The following is an 18,254-nucleotide window of genomic DNA, read 5'->3' on the forward strand; positions in this document are numbered from 1 at the left end:
CAGGGATCCCGCAGGGGCCGGCCGTGACGCTGGCGCCGTCCCCATCCGTCAGGAGGTGCACCATGACCGCAACGCAGACCACCACCACCGGCACCGTGCCCGAGCCCGCCGACCCGGCCGAGGTCGAGCGGTTCCTCGGCGCCGTCGCGTCGGACGTCGCCACCGCCTTCCACGCGGCGTCCGTGGCGCTGGGCGACAAGCTGGGCCTGTGGGCAGCGCTCGCCCAGGGCCCCGCCACCCCCGAGGAGCTCGGCGCGCGCACCGGCTGCGACGCGCGCTACCTGCAGGACTGGTTGGCCGCCCAGTACGTGAGCGGCTACTGCGAGCGGACCGCCGACGGCCGGTTCCGGCTGAGCCCCGCGCAGGCCGCCGTGCTCGCCGACCCTTCCGCGCCGACGTACCTGGCCGGTGCCGCCGTCCTCGCCGGTGTGCTCTACAAGGACGACACCCTCGCGGTGGACTCCTTCCGCACCGGCGCGGGCGTCCCGTGGCGCGCCCACCACGACGACCTGTTCAGCGGGACCGAGCGCCTGTTCCGGCCCGGGTACGCCGCAAACCTGGTGGGGTCGTGGATCCCCGCCCTGGACGGCGTCGCGGAACGGCTGACGGCCGGCGCCACGGTCGCGGACGTCGGTTGCGGCTACGGCGCCTCGACGATCCTGCTGGCACAGGCCTACCCGGCCAGCGAGTTCCTCGGCGTCGACACCCACCCGGCCTCCATCGAGGCCGCCCGGCAGCGCGCCGTGGAGGCCGGCGTCGCGGACCGCGTCCGGTTCGAGGTCGCCGGGGCGGCCGACTACCCAGGCGGCGGCTACGGCCTGGTCTGCGTCTTCGACGCGCTGCACGACATGGGCGACCCGGTCGGCGCCGCCCGGCACGTCCGCGAGTCGCTGGCACCCGACGGCACGTTCCTCCTGGTGGAGCCGATGGCCGGTGAGCGCCTCGAGGACAACGTCTCCGTCGTCGGGCGGATGTTCTACTCCTGTGCGCCGCTGATCTGCCGGCCGCACGCCCGCTCGGAGCACGGCCCCTACGAGCTGGGCAACCAGGTGCCGGACTCGACCTGGCGCGAGCTGCTGGGCCGGGCCGGGTTCACCCGTGTGCGGCGGGCCACCGAGACCCCGTTCAACCGGGTCTTCGAGGTCCGTCCGTGAGCACCCCGGTGGCGCCGCGGATCGAGCCCGGTGTCGCCGCGCTGCGGGCGGGGGCCACGTCGCGGACCCCCGTCCGCCCGGGCGACGCCCGCTCCGGCTCCACGTTCGAGTGGCTGGTCATCGACGGGCAGCGCTACCTGCTCAAGACGGTCAGCCACGCCACGGACTGGATCATGCGCGTCACCGGGGACGTCGACCAGCGCACGTTCCGGCTCTGGCGGTCCGGGCTGATGCACGACCTGCCGCCGTGCCTCGACCACGCCGTCGTCGCCATGGCTCGCGACGGCATCGGCCCGGACGCCGTCCTGGGCATCCTGATGCGGGAGGTCTCCCAGGCCCTGGTGCCCGAGGGGGACGACGTCGTGCCGATGGCCCGGCACCGGGCGTTCCTCGACGCGATGGCCGCGCTCGGCGCGCACCTGGCGGGCTGGCGCGACGACCTGGGCCTCATGCCGATGGAGCGCAGGCTGCGCTTCTTCGCGCCGGACGTGCTCGCCCCGGAGCTCGACCGCCCCGACGCGAGCGCCGTGGTCCGGATCGCCGAGCGGGGCTGGGCCCGGCTGGCCGCGGTCGACCCGGAGCTGCACGCGCTGCTCGCTTCGGTGCACCGGCAACCGGGACCGCTGGTCGACGCCCTGGCCCGGACCCCGGCCACCTTCCTGCACGGCGACTGGAAGATGGGCAACCTCGGCTCCCACCCGGACGGCCGGACGGTGCTCCTCGACTGGGCCTACCCCGGCGCCGGGCCGCCGTGCTGGGATCTGGCCTGGTACCTGGCGCTGAACCGGGCCCGGCTCCCGGAGTCGAAGGAGGACGCCGTCGAGGCGTTCCGCGCCGCGCTGGCCCGCCACGGCTTCGACCCCGGCGACTGGTTCGACGTCCAGTTGCGGCTGTGCCTGCTGGGCGTCACCGCGACCTTCGGCTGGGAGAAGGCCCTCGGGCCGGACGACGAGCTGGACTGGTGGGCGAGCGCCGCGTTCGCCGGCGCCCGGCTGCTCGGGGAGCGCGGACCGTGAGCACCGACTGCTACGCGGGCGCCCGCGGCGGGCTGGGCGACCGGGGCCGCGCGGGGGTACGCGCCGGTGAACTGGTCCGCCGCGCCCCGCACCCGCTCGCCGGCCGGACGGTGCTCGACGCCGGTGCGGGCACCGGCCTCGGCTCGGCCGCTCTCGCGGCGGCCGGTGCCCGGGTGGTGGCCCTCGACCTGTCCGCGGACATGCTGTCGTGGCAGCTGGGGGCGCGGCCGCCCGCGGTGGTCGGCGACGTCACGCGGTTGCCGCTGCGGGACGACGCGGTCGACGACGTGCTGGCCGCCTTCGTCCTCAACCACCTGGTCGACCCGCACGCCGGGCTGGCCGAGCTGCGCCGGGTGACCCGCCCGGGCGGAGCGCTGCTGCGGGCGTGATCCGCAGCGCCGTCCGCAGCGCCGTCCGGGACCTCGTGGACGAGGTCGCGGTCGGGTGCGGCTTCGCGGTGCCGGCGTGGTACCGGCGGCTCGAGGCGGTGGCCGTGCCACGGGTCGGGTCACGGACGGCGATGCGTGCGGCCGCGCTGGACGCCGGCTTCACCGGGATCTCCGTGGAGGAGCGCACCGTGGACGTGGGGGTGGGAACCGCGGCCGATCTGGTGGACTACCGGTTCGGGCAGGGGCACTACGCGGCCTGACTGGCCGAGCTCGGTCCGGTCCGCCGGGCGGTCGTGCGCGCGGCCGCGATAGAGCGCGTCGTCCCGGTGATGGAGCCGTACCGGCCCGCCGTCGTCTTCCTGTCGGCCGTCGTCCGCTGACACCTCGACCGCCTCGCGGCCATCAAACCCGACCGCGCTACCCTCTCTGCGGACTGGAAGCCCGGCTGATCTCGGTCAGCTGGTGTCTTACACGGCGAGGGGCCGGTTCCCTCCCACAGTCTCGCGGGTGTAGCTCAATGGTAGAGCCCCAGCCTTCCAAGCTGGCCATGCCGGTTCGATCCCGGTCACCCGCTCTACGTTCTGACCAGTTCGTCTGCGTGTCTACCCAGCTGAACGCGCGTCTTGACCTGCTACGTGCCTCAGGGGTAGCGACCTCTGATCACCGCTGACGACCCGATCTAGCCGATGCTCGTGGCACCGTTGAGGCACTTTCTCAACATGAACGGTATCGACGTCATGCCGCTGTAGACATCGATCTGCAGTGGCCCCCTTCAGGCGGACACCCTTTTCTGTGTCACGTGCATGGTCTCGGTAGTCGGGTGGGGATGAGGTTGCCGAGCCGGGAATGCCGGCGGCGGAGTGTTGAGCGCGCGGGCCCGTCCGGCTCGCTCCCGGCGTTCCGCGGCGACCCAGTTGCGCAGCGTCTCGTGGTTGATCCCCAGCTCGCCGGCGACCTCGCGGACGCTGCGCCCGGCTCTCCATCACCAGCTGCGCGGCTCGCTGCCGAAACTCCTCGGTGTAGGTCACGGCGGGCGTGCTGGACCGGCAGCGGGCACGGGGCCACGATCGGGAACCGTGGCCGGGCAGGAGCCGTTCGTCGGCCGGGAGACGCAACTCGGCGCCTTGCTCGCAGCCGTGGCGGCGGCCGAGGTCGGCGACGGCCGAGTGGCGTTCGTCGGCGGCGAAGCCGGCATCGGCAAGACCCGTCTGGTCACGGAGGTCGCGGCGCGGGTCGCGGTGCCGGTGCTGTGGGCTCGCTGCTGGCCCGGCGACGGGGCGCCCGCGTTCTGGCCATGGCAGCAGCTCCTCCGTGCGGTCGCGACGGGCGACGGCGCGGCCGATGCGGGCCACTCCCCCACCGACCACCAGGAAGTGGCCCGGCTGCTCGACGAGGCCGAGACGGTCGGCGAGGCCGAGGGTGCGCGGTTCCGGCTCTTCGACGCCGTGGTGGCCGTGCTTGCTGTGGCCGCCGCGCCACGGCCTTTCGTGATCGTGATCGACGACCTGCACTGGGCGGACGAGCCATCGCTGCGCTTGTTGCAGTTCGTGGGACGCGATCCCCGGGCCCGGCGGTTGACGGTGATCGGGACCTATCGGAGCACCGACCTCGACGCCGGTCATCCCCTGCTGCGCTGCTTCGCCGACCTGACCGACAGCGGACTCCACGTCTCCCTCAGTGGCCTGGCCAAGCGCGACGTCAGCACGCTGGCGGCTGCCCTGACGCCCGGCGAGGCGCTGCCCACGAGCGCCGTCTCGATCCTGCACCGCAGGACCGGCGGGAACCCCCTGTTCGTCCGCGAACTGCTGTGCCTGCTCGACGGCGCGGATTCCGGCGACTCGCTCGGAGGCAGCTCACCCGCGTCGGTCCCCTCCAGCGTCCGGGCCGTGGTCGCCCAGCGACTCGCTCGCCTGTCGTCGCGGACGGGCGAGATGGTGAGCGCGGGCGCAGTCGTCGGCCCGGAGTTCGACGTCGGCACGGTGGCCTCGCTGACGGAGGCCCCGCGGGACGACGTCCTCGCTGCGATGGAGGAGGCCACCTCCGCCGGTCTGGTGCAGCCGACTGGTGCCGGCTTCGGGTTCGTCCATGCCCTCGTGCAGGAAGTCCTCTACGACGGGTTGCCCTATCCGGCCCGGGCAGGGCTGCACCGCCGCATGGCGGCCATGCTCGAGAGGGAGGCGCACCACCGCCTGCCGCAACTCGCGCACCACCTCCTGCAGGGCGCCGTCGACGCCGAAGACCGCGAGCGCGCCGTCGACTACGCGGTCCGTTCCGGCCGGCACGACCTCGGGCTCCTGGCCTACGAGCGGGCAGCGGAGTGGTTCAGCCGAGCGCTCGACGCCCTGGGGGACGACGCCGACGGCGCTCGGCGCACGGAGCTGTTCCTCGGCCTGGGCGAGGCGTCCCTGGCCGCGGGCGACGTGGCCCGCGCGCGCCACGCGTACCGCGAGGCCGCGGCGGGGGCACAGCGGGACCGGGACGCCGACCAGCTGGCCCGCGCCGCCCTGGGCCTCGGGAGCGGCCTCGGGGGGTTCGAGGTGCAGTTGCTCGACGTGGCGCAGGTCGAGCTGCTCGAGCAGGCGCTCGCCGCGCTCGGTGAGGAGCCGTCCGTGCTGCGTGCATGGGTGCTCGCCCGGCTGTCGGTGGCCCTGTCCTTCATGGACTCCGAGACCCGCCGCCGGGAGCTCAGCGACGCCGCGGTCGCGATGGCCCGGCAGGTGGACGACCCGCGGGCGCTCGGATACGCGCTGGCCGGCCACTGCGACGTCGTCGCCGGTCCGGATACCTGTGCCCGCCGCCGCGACGAGGCCGAGGCGGTCATCCGGCTCGGACTCCGAGCCGCCGACCCGCAGCTGGAGCTCCTCGGCCGCCGGCTCCGGCTGGTGGCACTGCTGGAGCTGGGCGAGGTGGGCGAGGCCGACGCCGAGATCGAGCGGTTCGCACGGGTGGCCGACCGCCTGCGGCGGCCGCTCTACCGCTGGTACGTGCCCCTCTGGAAGGGCATGCGGTCACTCATGCGGCGCGAGCTCGACGAGGCGGCCCGCCGTCGGGCGGAGGCCGAGGAACTGGGGATGCAGGCGGTCAGCGGCAACGCCACGGTGCTCACTTTCACGTCGTGGTGGGTGCAGCAGCGCTACGAGGGTCGATTCGCCGAGGCCGGGAACGCGATGGCCGATGTGCTCGGGCGGGTGGTGGGGTCCGGTCCGCCGGTCACCGCCGGCCCCCGGGCGATCGCGGCCCTGCAGCAGGGCGACGGGGAGAAGGCGCGAGTCCTGCTGCGGTTGTGGAGCTCCGCGCCGCCCCGTGAGCGCAGCGGCGACTCCGAGTGGCTCCCGGAGTCGGCCCAGCTGGCGGAGGCCGCCGTGCTCGCCGGTGCACGCAAGGAGGCGGAGACTCTGTACGGGCAACTCCGCCCCTACGCGGATCTCTTCTGCGTCGAGGGCATCGGCGCCGCGGTCACCGGCTCGGTGTCGTGGTACCTCGCCATGCTTGCCCGCTTCCTGGGGCACGACGCCGAGGCGCGCGCCTACGAGGTCCAGGCGCGCGCCGCTCACCAGCGGGTCGGCCTGGTCGGCGATCCCCCGGCCCTGGCACCGCCTCAGCCGGCGCGCGAGCTGGCGCCGTCCGCCGCGCCGGCACCCGCCTCGCTGGTTCGCGAGGGCGTGACCTGGGCGGCGACGTACGCCGGGCGGACGGTCCGGCTTCGCGACAGCAAAGGTCTGGGGGACATCGCCGTCCTCCTCTCCCGGCCGGACCAGGACGTGCATTGCCTGGAACTCATGGGTGCCGCCGACGTGGGCGCCGAGCCGGGACCCGCGATCGACCAGCAGGCCCGACGGGCCTACGAGCGCCGGATCCTCGAACTCCAGGAGGAGGCCGACGACGCCCGCGCTGACAACGACCCTGCCCGCGCCGAGCGGGTCGAGGCCGAGCTCGACGCGCTCGTCCAGCAGCTCGCCGAGGCCTTCGGGCTCTCCAGTCGCGGCCGCGCCACCGGATCAGCGGTGGAGCGGGCCCGCTCGGCGGTCGGCTGGCGGCTGCGGGCCGCCGTCCGCAATGCCGCCGAGCTGCACCCGGAGCTCGGGCGGCACCTCAAGCACGCAGTCCGGACCGGGACGTGGTGCTCCTACCGGCCTGAGGCTCCGGTGCGGTGGGAGATCCGCGCGGGTCAGGGCCGCAGGGCGTAGAGGCGGAAGAAGCCGCCGTCCACGTCGAGCACCTCCACCCGCCCGAAGCCGGACTCGTGCGCCAGCGCCCGGACGACGTCCTCCCGGAGCACGGTGCCGATCGCGGCGGACGGCTGCTCGGCCATGGCCGCCGGCAGGCAGTGCGTGATGCTCCAGCCGTACATCAGCCGCTCGATCTCGTCGCCCGGCGCACTGAACGCCGGTGCCACAGCCTCGTCGGCCACCAGCAGCGCGCCGTCCGCCGCGAGGGCCGCGCGCGCTGCCGACAGCACCGCGACAGGCCGTGCGAGGTCGTGCAGCGCCTCGAGCAGGAGCACGACGTCGAACGGCTCCCCGGCCGCCAGCGACGCAGCGTCGGCGCACTCGAAGCGCACGGCGACGCCCTGCTGAACGGCGGCGGCGCGGGCCTCGGCGATCGACGCCGCGTCCCCGTCGATACCGACGACGTCGGCACGCGGAAACGCCCGCGCGACCGCCATCGCCGACCAGCCCAGGCCGCAGCCGAGATCCGCCAGCCGGCCCCCGCCGGCGAGACGCTCCGCCGCTCCGCCGAGCGCCGGCAGCCACTCCTCGACCAGCGACGAGGTGAAGGCCGGCCGGTTGATCGCCCCCTGTCCCGCGCGGAACTCACTGCCGTACCGCGCGTAGGGCACACCCGTGCCACGGCGGTAGGCCTCCGCCACCTCGTCGAGCACCGGGGCGATCCCCACCACCATGCGAGCCAGCGGGAGGACGTGGTCCGGTGCCAGCGGGTCGGCCACCACGCCCACGTGCGCCTCGGGAAGGGCGTAGCGGCGCGCCTCGGCTCCCGCCGTCTCGTCGTCGACGGTGAGGAGCCCCGCGACCGCCTGCTGCTCCAGCCACTCACGGGCATACCGGCCATTGATCCCCGCCGCTCCGGCGAGCTCCGCGGGCGTGCTGGGCCCGCAACGCCGCAACGCGTCGTACAGCCCCAGGCGGTCGCCCAGGTAGATGCCGAACAGCTCCAGGGCACCGACGGTCGCGCTCACCACGCGCTCGTCGAGGGTCGTCGTCGTCGAGACAGCACTCACGGTTTCCTCCTCGGGTTGTCGTCGTGCCCTACAGGCGCGAGGCGCCGCCTCCCACCGTGAGGCGACACCTTCCGCCCTCTCCTGTGACGACCGCGAGGGGCGGTCCGACGGATGGAGGACAGAGATGACCGCGACGACGACGGAGACCGTGACCAACACCGGGATCCACGTGGAGGCCTGGGGTTCCGGCACCCCCGTGGTGCTCGTGCACGGCTCCCTCGCCACGGCCGCCGAGGAATGGGTCGCCCAGCGCCCCCTCGCCGACGAGAGATTCCGCCTGCTGGCGCCGGACCGCCGCGGCTACGGGCGCAGCCCGGCTGCCGCCGGGGAGGACTTCCTGCGCGACGCCGAGGACATCGTCGAGCTCATGGGGGACGGCGCCCATCTGGTGGGCCACTCGTACGGGGGCCTCGGCGTCCTCTTCGCCGCCGCCCGCAAGCCCGAGGCCACCCTGTCGCTGGCCCTCCTGGAGCCCGGCGCCTTCACACTGGGCCAGCACGATTCGAACGGCAGAGCGCTCGTCGAGCAGGTGCGGCGGATGTGGGACGCCGAGGTTCCCGACGAGCCCTGGGTCGTGGGCTTCCTCAAGGCGGTCGGCAGCGATCCGGACGAGTTCACCCCGGACTTCCTCGCCGCCGCCCTGCCGCTCGTGCCCGTGTTCCGCCGTGGCAGGCCGGTCTGGGACGCCGATCTACCGCTCGAGCAACTCGCCGGCGCGGCGTTCCCGAAGCTCGTCGTCTCCGGCGGCCACAGCGCCGGGTTCGACGCCATCTGCGACGACCTCGCGGAGCGGATCGGCGCCTCCCGAGCGGTGGTGGCCGGCGCAGGCCACGAGATCCAGTTCACCGGCACGTCCATCAACGACGCGCTCCGGGCGTTCTGGCACGAGCGCGATGGGAACACTGATGGGAGGTTCGCGGCATGATCGAGGTCCTGGCCTGGACCGGTGCGGCGCTGTCGACGCTGCTCGGACTGCCTCAGGCGGCCCGAGCGCTCCACAGCGACCGACTGGAGGCGTTGTCCCCGGCGACGTACTGGTTGACCCTCGCGAACGCTGCAGTGTGGGCCACCTGGGCGATCGCCACCGGCCACCTCGCCGCCGGACTACCCGCGCTCGTCAACGGTCCCGCGGCCGTGCTCATCCTGACCCGGCTGGCCGAGGCCCGGCGGATGTGCGCGGCCGCGCTCCGGAAGGGGGCCGCGCTCGCCGGCCGAGCCGACGAGCCGGTCGCCGCCGCCGATCAGGCCGCTGCCGCCAGCAGGCTGGCCACGTAGTCCGGCGTCGAAGGAGTCGTCGCGGTACGGCAGCTCTTCGGTGTCTCCCTGCCGCAGTTCGACGCCCGCGAGCCGCCGCCGGGCGGTGGCCGCGGTGTCGTCGGCGGCGACGGCAGCCAGACGGAGGGCGTCGGCCGGTGTCCGCCGGCGCTACCCACGGAGCCGGCCGCGGCGCGCAGCAACGAGTTCATTCGCGGCCTGGATGGTAAGGGGCGGCTCATGCTTCCCATCACCGTCACCGCGGCGGCCAGCGTGAAGGCCCAGTACGCCGTCCAGGCGATCCAGATGTTCGCCGACGAGATCTCAGGACTCCTGCACGACGCGGTGGTCGGCTGCTCCGAACGCATCTCAGCCTGAGAAGTTTCATAACGTCTACGACTAACGCACGGCCTTAAACTTCGCCGATAGCTGATCCTGAAGACGGGCATGACGGAACTGGTAATAAATACCCGCGGTTCGGAGCACGCCACGCACTCGCGCGTCTTCCAGAAAGCGCAAGAGGCGCAAGGGGAGTCGAGCCCCCAAGCAGAGCTGCAGACACCCTAGCCCTACAACGTAAGACTTGTGGGTCAACAGCCCCAGTGTCAAGCTGAACGCCAGGACAACGACAATACCAGTCACCAACTCGGCCGCCGTTGCAGACTTCCAAGGGGCTGTCAAACCGATGAATGCCGCACATAGCAGCCAGAGTGTCAGCATCGAAAATAAAGCGTGGCGCCGGTTCGCACGCCAGGATGAAACCGGATCGAGCGACGTAGAGTTCTTCAAACCCGCAGGCCACCGGTCAACCCACCCTCCACGATCGAGGTTCACCCACATAGAAAGAACGTCCACCAACCAAGACGCAAAGGCGATAGCGAGTCCGGCTGCCAATCCGACCGCTAGACCAACCATCCAACCCATTTTTAGCCCCGCCACCAGCCAGAGCAGGAGCCCCAATACCAGCCCCGCTGACCAGCCGGCAGGCACACCCATCACGAGTGTCGTCACGAGACCAACCGTGAGACCAACCACAACGCCAGACTCCCGTCCGGTCCACATTGTTACCAGCAGGCCAGTCAGAGATCCCAGAATCAGCCCAGAACCAACCGACCGGGGTGCTTTGGACGTCCAATACAGAACGTGCCACCATGCGAAGTCTCGCGTGTCGCTCGCATGCCACGCGACGAACTCAAGCGTTCGACTGGCCTGCTCTGGCGTATATCGAGAGGGAGCCTGGCCCGCGCGGCTGGTATAGACAACTTTTACTAGCCGGGCAAGAAGATGGTCTTCTACTATCTCGGGACGGCCAGACTCATCAGCCAGCCTCATAAGATCCCGCACATCATCCCCACTGCGGTACGCATCCCGGACCAGGGTGAGTGCCAACGGGGTAGAAAGGCAGCGCGCCAGGGTCCCGTCCGACTCCTGGCGCAAGCGCACGAGCAGGACGCCCCACCCGTCGGGGAGACTCGTGCTGACTGACGCTCGCTCCAAGTAGTCGGCAGCGGCGCATCCAGATATGCGGTCGAGTTGTACCGCGGCGGCATCCATTAGTCGATGCCCCTGCGCCGCGGATACCATCTCATCCATCCGAGTCAACACCACCATCCGCAACGGAGTGCCGCTCAACGCCTCAAGCAACTTGGGGCGTACGTCCTCGGCAACCTCGTCGAAGCCGTCCAGGATCAGCGAGACTCGCCCGTCTGCGATCAACTCCTTCGCTTCGGCCCGCCCACCCGGATGAGCAAGGAATCCGTAGCTTTCTGTGAGGCGACCTGCCAGCCATTCTGGGATGGATAGGTCGCTTTTCCAACCATGTGGAGTGAAGATCACAGGTACAGGAACTTGCGAGTCTGCGTTAGCGACATCTCGTCGATGCCTCAGTGCCCGCAGCAACAGCAGTACTGCGGCCCCCGTCTTTCCCGAGCCCGGCCCCCCGCCGACGATCAACCGCCCCGATGCTAGTCCACCGTAAAGAGCGTGCAGCTGCTCCAGTCCCCCGCCGACGCCCAGATTCTCTTCGGCTACCGCTGCTAGTCCCGGCAGCGGTTGGAATGCGGCGCCCGCCCGCACGCCATCAAGTGCTGCCCCCACTGGGCCGGTGATGACCCCTTCGGAAGGTAGCCAGCGAACGGGGATTGGAGCGGGTGAAGTTAGCTGCCGCTCCGCCGCAGCCTCTTCCCATTGCTGTCGGACCGCCACCGCAAGCAGCCCGGTCAACTCTTCGACCGGCCGCACCGTCTGCTGCGCACGGATTCCGGCCTTCAGTAGGAGCGGGACTAAAGCGCTGACTAGTGCAAGCAGCGACACCGAAAAGCCGCTGATTTCCAGTGCCGATTTTCTGGCTGAGCCAGTCAGGCCAAGAATCCACCACACCCAGCCCACGGCCGCCGCCGCAAGGATGGTGACGGAGACCGCTACGGCCCAGCGTCGGCGCGAGAAGCCCATGGCCCATGGTCGCACCAGACGTCGCTGCCGTAGCCCGCAATTGAGCGCCGCCGACCGCACGTTATGCCTGTTCGCTCCCAGGAGGCCCAGCGGCGGTTGGCCGCTGAGCGGAGGTCCCCGACTGTTTCGCGCACAAGATCGCTCAACGTCTGCGCCACCCTCAGCACCCGGTCGAATGGACGCACCCACAGCGCCACGCTTGAGCCCCCGGCCCTCTGCGTGGCCGCAGATGCCTCCGCGAACCGCGGCATTGACTGGCAACGGTCCGAGCGACAGCGAGGAGCCGCTCTTCGGCCGCCGATGTCGCGCTGAGGCACGCCGAAGGCACGGCATCCGCCTGACTCGGCGCTGACCAGCCAACATGACGCTTGGAATCCCACGCCTTCCAAGCTGACTGTGCGAGTTTAATTCCCATCACCCGCTCCACATGCTGACCGGCCCATATGCCGGTCTGCCCAGCTCGACAGGGTGTCGGTCCCGGGACACCTCGGACTTGGAGATGTTGGTGTCGGCGCCCAGGGCGCGGACCAGGTCGTCGACCTTCCGTCGAGACGCCGTGCAGGTAGGCATCCATCACCACGGCGAACAGCGCCTGGTCGATCCGCCGCCGGCGCTCCAGCAGCGAGGGAAAGAACGACCCGGCCCGCAATTTCGGGATCCGCAGCCCAGATCCCCGGCGGTGGTCGTCAGCGTCCGGGGGCGGGAGCCGTTGCGCTGGGCGGGGCGGGCCTCGGTGCGCTCGTGCTGCCGGCGCCGATCACCGCGGTGAGTTCGGCCTCCATCAACGCCTGGTAGATCGTCGTGGCCGCCGAGCGAGTCCGGTCATCGACTTCGGCGGCCTTCAGCGCCTCGAGCACCTCGAGCAGGGCTGGTCGAGGGCCATCGTGTGCTGTGTCCTTCCGCGAGAACCATTGGCGTGGTCTCGCTGACCATCACACGATGGCCCCTCGCACGTGATCACCCACGCGAGCGGTGACCTGGACTACACCACCAGCGGGGACGTCACCGGGCGCCGAGAAGCGGGCCGCAGCATGTGCCAGCAGCGCGGAAGCCGGGTGACCTCCCCGTCGAAGGAGGCTGGGAGACGTCCACTCGGAGTGCCGCAGCCTCGCGATCCTCGGCTGGCGCAGTCGATGGCTGCGGTCGGCCGCTTTGACCCCTCTCCTGGGACTGCTCATCGTCGCGGCGCGGACGGCTGGAAACCCGGAACGCCTGTGTGCTTCTTAGTAGGCCGCGACGGAACCGGGGAAGGTGCGGCCCGGCCGCCGTGGCGGCCGAGGACGCAAGCTAGCGGAGACCCAGGGCCAACTCGGGCGGCTCACTGTAGGGACCCTCCTGGGACAGCACCGAACTCAAGTGGTGTCCCAACTGCACCCCGTCGGCCGGCGAGAAGGCGGCAAGGGCGGCGCACAGGGAGCAGGCTTCCGCCAGCGTTCCCGCGCCGATGCGCAGCAGCACCGTCAGCCGGTCCCAGTCACCGGCCGCGGCGAGCGCCCGGGCGGAGGACGCCACCCCCGAGCGCCGTCCGGCCGCCAGGGTGAACCCGATCAGCAGGTCGGCGAGCTGCCCCCAGAGCTGCCCCTCCGCCCCTGTCATGGCGTGCCGGACAGCCCGGGCGCGCTCCGCGTCGTCGTCCATCGCGTCCAGCGCCTTCTGCGCGACATCCCGACGTCCCGCCCGGACGTAGGCGGCATAGATGCCGCGCCGGGCCTGGGCGCCGTGCGGCAGCCGGTACGCCGAGCTCCGCACCCGCCGGGAGAGGTCGCCGCGACCGGCGCGGTCCAGCTCGATCGCCACGTCGGCCGCGACCTCGGCGAACCAGCCGGAGGCCCGGTGCGCCGGGATTCCCTCGCGCCCGCCCGCCCCGGACAGCGTGGCGAGGACCTCCCGCGCGGACACCGCCAGCGCGGCGGCGTCGCCGTTCCGGTCCCCGCCGGCGCGTACCAGCGCAGCCAGCGGCGCCAACCTTCCGAGCGGCCCCAATCGGTCCTGCGTCCACCCCCGGACCGCGTCCAGAGCAGCAGGTGTCGCGGCTCTCCGGGCCATCTCGGCCAGGCAGGCGGACACCTCCTCCTCCGTCCGCATCTGCTCGATCGACCGCCCGGCGGCGTCCAGGTCACTGTCCTCGAACCGGGCGGTCGCGACGGCGGCGAGGATGCGGTCCCGCTCGGAATCGACCACGAGACTCCCCGAGCGCAGCTGCGCCAGGCACTCCTCGGCGTCGTCGTAGCGGCGGTGCCGCGCGGCGGCGCGCCCCATGCGGACCAGGGCGACGTTGGCCGCGCCGATCCGGCCGATGCGGGCGACCTCGGCCATCGCCTCGCCATGCCGACCCCGCTCCGCCAGCGCCGCGGCGATCGCTTCCCGCACTCGGTCCCGGTCCCACTCGCGTTCCGCGAAGCCGGCGAGCTCGGCGACCACGTCGTTGCGGCCCCGCTCCACCAGGGCGGTTGCGAGGGCAGGCAGCGCCTCGGAGCGGGCCCAGCCGCTGGGGAGGAGGTCGAGCACCTGCCGGGCCTCGGCCAGCCGGTCGTTCTCGGCGAGCGTCCGGACGAGGTCCCCGATGGCCACCTCAGCGGCATCTGCTCCCGGTGCGACCGGCGGCCGGCTGCTGAGCGCGGCGGCCAGCAGGGACCGGGCGGAGGATGCCGACCCCGTGGCGGCGGCGTGCTCGGCCAGGGCGACGAGGACGTCGGCGCGGCGCTCGCCGTCGATCGGCAGATCCTGCAGCAGCTCCAGGCCCGCGCCCAGGCCGCGCCCGGCTGCCCGGGCGACAGCGAGGCGTTCAAGCAGCTGGGGCCGCCAGGCCGGCTCCAAAGAGCGCAACGTCTGCAGCGCCCCATCGAGATCCTCGCCGTCGAGCTGGGCGTCGACGACGTCCTGGCGATCCTCCGGCGACGCGCTGCGCGCGAGCACCTCCGAGAACAGTTCCCGCGCATCGTCCCGCGCCCCCGCCCGGAAGCAGGCCGTGGCCAGCCGCAGCGTCACTCGGTCGGCTCGCGCGCTCTCGGCACACCGGCGCAGCTCCGTGAGTGCGTCCGCGGGGTCGGCCCCGGCGGCCACCTGCTCGGCAACCAGAGTCAGCAACGCGCGCGACCGGGGCAAGACGTCCCCGATCTCCTGCGCGGTGGCGCCGGCCTTGGTGAAGTCACCGGCGCCGGCCTGCTCCTCCGCGAGGTCGGCCAGCGTCCACTCCCGCCGGTCCCCGGTCTCCGCCACCGCCTCGCGGGCGAGCCGGAACAGCTCGTCACCGTCGACCCGGCGTCCCGCCGCGACGCAGCCGCGCGCAGCGGCGGCGAGCGCACGCACCCGCTGCCGCGGGCTGCGCACCGCCCCCGCCGCACGACGGGCACCGTCGAGGTCCCCGCAGCCGGCCAGCCGGCGGGCGATGCGCACCCGGATCGGGTCGACCCGGGGCGCACCCATCGACCGCACGGTCGCGAGCGCCGCGTCGTCCAGCCCGTCGTCGACCAGCCGCTCGGCGAGACCCGAGAGCGCCGTCGCGGCGTCGCCGTCGATCCCGTCGTCGGCGCCCTCGAGCAGCTGTCGGCGGCGCCGCGCGAAGATGTGCGGCGCCGAGCGCGCCAGGGGCTCGAGGCAGAGCGCCGCGACCCGGGCCGACCGGCCGGTGAGCTGTCGGGGTGCGGCCTCGGGGATGTCGGCGACCAGCTCCGCCACCGCCTCCGCCTGCCCGGTGTCGGCCAGCTCCCAAGCGAGAAGCAGAGTCCACAGCGCCGAGAACTCCGCACCGGAGAGGGCAGCCCGCCGCCGCGCCTCCTCCAGCGAGCCCTCCTGCAGCGCGGCCAGCGGGGTGCGCCCCCGGACCACCGCCTCCGCATGGGCGGCGCGCTCCAGCAGGAACTCCCCCACCACTGGGGCGTTCCGCTCGGATGCCGCGTGCGTGATGGCCGCGTCCAGGGTCGCCAGCGGCAGGTCCGGCTGGCGGGGATCGGCCAGCATCTGTGCCAGCCGGTAGGCGACGTCTCGGGCCAGCGCGTACAGCTCATCGCTCCGGCCGGCCCCGGCCAGAACGGCGGCGGACCAGCGCAGCGTCCATCCCGTGTCGTCCTCCCGCCACCGCGCGCAGTAGTCCACCAGGAAGTCCTGCGCCTCCGTCGCCTGCTCGCCCAGCCGCGGGCGAAAGTCGCGGGCCAGGAGCGGGTGAGCCGGCGCGTACACGGCGCTGCCGTCGACCTGCTGCACGGTGAGCCAGCGCAGCACAGACCAGGGCAGCCCCTGCAGCTCCACCGACGTGAGCCCGGTGCGCTTCTGCACAATCTGCTGCGGGACCGGCGCCGGTGCGACGACCACGAGGGCGAAGAGGTCCTGGGCCGCCCGGTCGGGCCGGTCCCGACCGAGCCCGACGTACTGCTCCCGGACGTACTTGGCGAAGTCGGGCGGGGAGCCACCGGCCGGAACGGCGGGCAGCGCCTGCTGCGGATCGGCGGCGTCGCAGAGGTCCTGCAGCAGATAGTGCGCGAAGAGGGGAAAGCCCGCGGTCGCTGCGGCGAGCCTGGATACGAACCCCGCGTCGGCCGCAAGCCCGGCCAGCCGGTCGTCGCCGGTCGCGAGCAGCCAGTCCCGCAATCCCTCCCGGTCCAGCGGCGCCAGGTCCAGGTACGTCCCCCGCCGGGCCCAGACACCCAGGGCCGGAACCGCGGCCCGTGACCCGTCGTCTGCCCGGGTCGACAGCAGCACCGAGACGTTCGCCGGCAACGGCACCGGAAACGGTGGTGCTCCGGGGAGCGCATCGGCCTCGTCCAGCGCATCGAGCACCACCACGAGCCGGTTCTCGGAGTGCTCGCTCCAGCGCTTCAGCGCGTCGTACAGAAGGCCCGGCAGCCGGTCGGGGTCCGCCTCGGCGGCCGCAAGGGCGGGAGCCAGCTCGCCCAACTGCCGCAGCAGCAGGCGGAAGCCCTCGGTGATCGACGTCAGGCCCCGGTCGGCGGCGAAGAAGTGGCTGACGACCACCCGGCCCTCGGCTGGCGGACGCTGCGTCCACCCGGCCAGCAGGGCGGTCTTGCCGAAGCCGGCCGGCGCGCGGACAACCAGCGGGCCCTCCGCCTGGGTGGACACGTACCGGTCGAGCTTCTCGTACGCGGCATCCCTGCCGGCCACCACCGTGCCGCGGTCCCGCACGAGGGCCTGTACGCGATCGGCGATCGCCGCGTCGGCGTCGAGCCGGACGCCGCCGTCCATCGGCAGCCGTTCCTCGAGCAGCCGCAGGATCAGCCGCAGCTCCTCCTTCAGGTCCTGCTGCCCGTGGGCCAGGCCGGTCAGCCGGGACAGCGTCTCGATCAGGGCACGCGGCACGAGAGCCGGCACCTGGCGGACGATCCGGACGTAGAGGTCGCAGCTGCGCTCCAGCACCCGGTCGTAGAAGGCGCTGCCGTCCGGGCTCAGCCGCTCCGCCCGCTTGACCTGCACGAGCCTGGTGAACAGCCGGTGGGTGAGCTTGCTCGCGTCGAGATCCACGTCGAACAGCGCGCGGTCAGAGAGGTCCGCGCGGCGGAAGGTCTCGACGACCGCCCACAGCGCCGCCGCCCGCTCGTTGGGCGCCAGCCGGGGCATCTCCGACCGGACCAGCGGCTCCAGCTCCGCGTCGACGCTCCGGACCAGGTTCTCGACCTGTCCCGCCGGATCGGTCCGGCGGAGCCATTCACCGAGGGTCCTCGGCCGAAGTTCGGTGAGGTCCTTGCGGCGCTCGTCGGCGAGGTTGCTGTCCCTCATCAGCGCGTCCAGCGCCTTCTGGACGACGACCCGCCCGAGCGCGATGGCGGCGGACTCGGCAGTAGCCACCGGGAACCTCCCCAGGTGCTCCAGTGGTCCGGACACGGGGCCCGTGCGGCCGATGCTCCTCCGGGCCGGTCCGCACCGGAAGACGATGCCGCCGTCCGCGCTCAGGGGAAGCCGACGACGGACCGGTCCGGTCCGCCCGATGACCGGCCGCGGCCAAGGCAGCGGCGCACCGGCCAGGCCGCGCGCAGGGCCGTCGCGAAGCTCCGCGCCGACGCCAGCCGGGACCCGGTGGCGGCCCAGCCGGGCACGCCGGGGACAACGTGACATCGCTGAGGAAAGGCGCCGGAGAACTCCGGCTGCCGCCGTCCGGCTGGCCCCTGGCGTGCGGCGACGGGGCCGGGGGCGGCGCCCGGCCGCAACCTCCGGACCTTCTGCAGCAACAGCGGGCCCGGACCGACCCGAGCGCCCCAAAGTGCGGTCACCGGAGCTCACCGCCGAACCTGCGAGGCTGCCGACCCGCAGGCCGTCAGAGCCGGTGCAGCAGGAGCACCGTCAGCGCGACCGTGATGGCGGCTGCGGTGGATCGCAGCGCGTCCCAACCCCCAGGGCGAACAGCGCCGCGGCGACCAGGAAGTACACGGTGCCGCCGAACACCTGCCACGTGCGACCGTCGTCCAGCGCTGGAAGCAGCTCCAGGTCGGACAGGACGGGCATCGTCACCACGTAGGCCAGGGCGATGCTCACGACGGCGACCGCCACGGTCACGGCGGTCAGCACGACCGCCTTCGCGGTGAGCAACCGACCGCGTCGGTGTCGATGCCGTGCAGGTCGAGCACCCCGGGTTCCGGGGAGGTGGCGACGGCGCCGTCGGCGGAGACGAGGTCGGCGAGCTCGGTCGCGCGCGGCGAGCCCATCCGCACCGCGGCGCCGGACACCGAGTCGATGACCTGCTGCACCGGCCGGCGGCGAGGATGCGGCCGCGGCCGATGACCAGCAGCTGGTCGGCGGTCTG

Annotated in this window: 13 protein-coding genes, 1 tRNA gene and 2 pseudogenes; 9 read left to right on the plus strand and 7 right to left on the minus strand. The window is 72.8% G+C overall.

All coding sequences use genetic code 11. The features are described 5' to 3' along the window. Positions 1-62 precede the first annotated feature (62 nt). From ACFSHS_RS16215 to ACFSHS_RS16235, 5 genes are all read left to right on the plus strand, one after another. Entirely contained in the window at positions 63-1,154 is a 1,092-nt protein-coding gene (locus ACFSHS_RS16215; RefSeq protein ID WP_376878320.1) for a class I SAM-dependent methyltransferase, read from the plus strand. Next, positions 1,151-2,170, plus strand: coding sequence for a phosphotransferase family protein (locus ACFSHS_RS16220; RefSeq protein WP_376878322.1), 1,020 nt, complete (start codon positions 1,151-1,153; stop codon positions 2,168-2,170). Before ACFSHS_RS16215 ends, ACFSHS_RS16220 begins: the two co-directional genes overlap by 4 nt. Beyond that, positions 2,167-2,559 carry a class I SAM-dependent methyltransferase gene (locus ACFSHS_RS16225; RefSeq protein WP_376878325.1) on the plus strand — a complete coding sequence of 131 codons (393 nt, stop codon included), beginning with the start codon at positions 2,167-2,169 and terminating at the stop codon, positions 2,557-2,559. Before ACFSHS_RS16220 ends, ACFSHS_RS16225 begins: the two co-directional genes overlap by 4 nt. Further along, complete coding sequence (locus ACFSHS_RS16230; protein ID WP_376878328.1) at positions 2,556-2,819, plus strand: hypothetical protein; 264 nt, start codon at positions 2,556-2,558, stop codon at positions 2,817-2,819. Before ACFSHS_RS16225 ends, ACFSHS_RS16230 begins: the two co-directional genes overlap by 4 nt. 243 nt (positions 2,820-3,062) lie before the next feature. Next, a tRNA-Gly gene (locus ACFSHS_RS16235) sits at positions 3,063-3,133 on the plus strand. A 198-nt stretch (positions 3,134-3,331) separates the two neighbouring features. Here the strand turns inward: ACFSHS_RS16235 and ACFSHS_RS16240 are convergent. After that, positions 3,332-3,523: pseudogene (locus ACFSHS_RS16240) on the minus strand (transposase); the annotation flags it as partial. Between the two features lie 112 nt (positions 3,524-3,635). Between ACFSHS_RS16240 and ACFSHS_RS16245 the strand changes: the two are divergent. After that, entirely contained in the window at positions 3,636-6,746 is a 3,111-nt protein-coding gene (locus ACFSHS_RS16245; protein WP_376878331.1) for an ATP-binding protein, read from the plus strand. On the opposite strand, the gene ACFSHS_RS16250 is transcribed toward ACFSHS_RS16245, so the two are convergent. Then, positions 6,728-7,798, minus strand: coding sequence for a class I SAM-dependent methyltransferase (locus tag ACFSHS_RS16250; RefSeq protein ID WP_376878333.1), 1,071 nt, complete (start codon positions 7,796-7,798; stop codon positions 6,728-6,730). The genes ACFSHS_RS16245 and ACFSHS_RS16250 overlap by 19 nt on opposite strands. A 124-nt stretch (positions 7,799-7,922) precedes the next feature. Here ACFSHS_RS16250 and ACFSHS_RS16255 point away from each other — a divergent pair, with 124 nt between their 5' ends. The 3 genes from ACFSHS_RS16255 to ACFSHS_RS16265 all read left to right on the plus strand — a co-directional run bounded on the left by ACFSHS_RS16255 (position 7,923) and on the right by ACFSHS_RS16265 (position 9,430). Next, positions 7,923-8,723 carry an alpha/beta fold hydrolase gene (locus ACFSHS_RS16255; RefSeq protein WP_376878336.1) on the plus strand — a complete coding sequence of 267 codons (801 nt, stop codon included), beginning with the start codon at positions 7,923-7,925 and terminating at the stop codon, positions 8,721-8,723. Beyond that, entirely contained in the window at positions 8,720-9,073 is a 354-nt protein-coding gene (locus ACFSHS_RS16260; RefSeq protein ID WP_376878339.1) for a hypothetical protein, read from the plus strand. The genes ACFSHS_RS16255 and ACFSHS_RS16260 overlap by 4 nt, the downstream gene beginning before the upstream one ends. A gap of 219 nt (positions 9,074-9,292) precedes the next feature. After that, positions 9,293-9,430: a hypothetical protein gene (locus tag ACFSHS_RS16265; RefSeq protein WP_376878342.1), complete on the plus strand. Its 138-nt coding sequence runs from the start codon at positions 9,293-9,295 to the stop codon at positions 9,428-9,430. A 21-nt stretch (positions 9,431-9,451) separates the two neighbouring features. Here ACFSHS_RS16265 and ACFSHS_RS16270 read toward each other — a convergent pair whose 3' ends face one another. The 5 genes and pseudogenes from ACFSHS_RS16270 to ACFSHS_RS16290 all read right to left on the minus strand — a co-directional run bounded on the left by ACFSHS_RS16270 (position 9,452) and on the right by ACFSHS_RS16290 (position 18,198). Continuing rightward, a complete protein-coding gene (locus ACFSHS_RS16270; RefSeq protein WP_376878345.1) occupies positions 9,452-11,503 on the minus strand; it encodes an NACHT domain-containing protein in 2,052 nt (683 codons plus the stop codon). A 477-nt stretch (positions 11,504-11,980) separates the two neighbouring features. Further along, positions 11,981-12,348: pseudogene (locus ACFSHS_RS16275) on the minus strand (transposase); the annotation flags it as partial. Between the two features lie 442 nt (positions 12,349-12,790). Next, the gene (locus tag ACFSHS_RS16280) at positions 12,791-17,302 is read right to left on the minus strand and encodes an NACHT N-terminal Helical domain 1-containing protein (protein ID WP_376878348.1); all 4,512 of its coding nucleotides are present in this window, start codon (positions 17,300-17,302) and stop codon (positions 12,791-12,793) included. Between the two features lie 492 nt (positions 17,303-17,794). Further along, entirely contained in the window at positions 17,795-18,019 is a 225-nt protein-coding gene (locus ACFSHS_RS16285) for a hypothetical protein (RefSeq protein WP_376878793.1), read from the minus strand. Further along, positions 18,013-18,198, minus strand: a complete 186-nt coding sequence (locus tag ACFSHS_RS16290) for a hypothetical protein (protein WP_376878795.1) — start codon at positions 18,196-18,198, stop codon at positions 18,013-18,015. Before ACFSHS_RS16290 ends, ACFSHS_RS16285 begins: the two co-directional genes overlap by 7 nt. Between the last annotated feature and the right edge of the window lie 56 nt (positions 18,199-18,254).

This window comes from Blastococcus deserti, assembly GCF_042682525.1.
GTDB lineage: Bacteria > Actinomycetota > Actinomycetes > Mycobacteriales > Geodermatophilaceae > Blastococcus_B > Blastococcus_B deserti.

What these genes read in the sequence shown, in the direction of transcription:
- ACFSHS_RS16265 (WP_376878342.1), top strand. Translation starts at nt 9,293, where the DNA reads ATGCTTCCCATCACCGTCACCGCGGCGGCCAGCGTGAAGGCCCAGTAC.
- ACFSHS_RS16270 (WP_376878345.1), bottom strand. Translation starts at nt 11,503, where the DNA reads ATGGGCTTCTCGCGCCGACGCTGGGCCGTAGCGGTCTCCGTCACCATC.
- ACFSHS_RS16215 (WP_376878320.1), top strand. Translation starts at nt 63, where the DNA reads ATGACCGCAACGCAGACCACCACCACCGGCACCGTGCCCGAGCCCGCC.
- ACFSHS_RS16255 (WP_376878336.1), top strand. Translation starts at nt 7,923, where the DNA reads ATGACCGCGACGACGACGGAGACCGTGACCAACACCGGGATCCACGTG.
- ACFSHS_RS16260 (WP_376878339.1), top strand. Translation starts at nt 8,720, where the DNA reads ATGATCGAGGTCCTGGCCTGGACCGGTGCGGCGCTGTCGACGCTGCTC.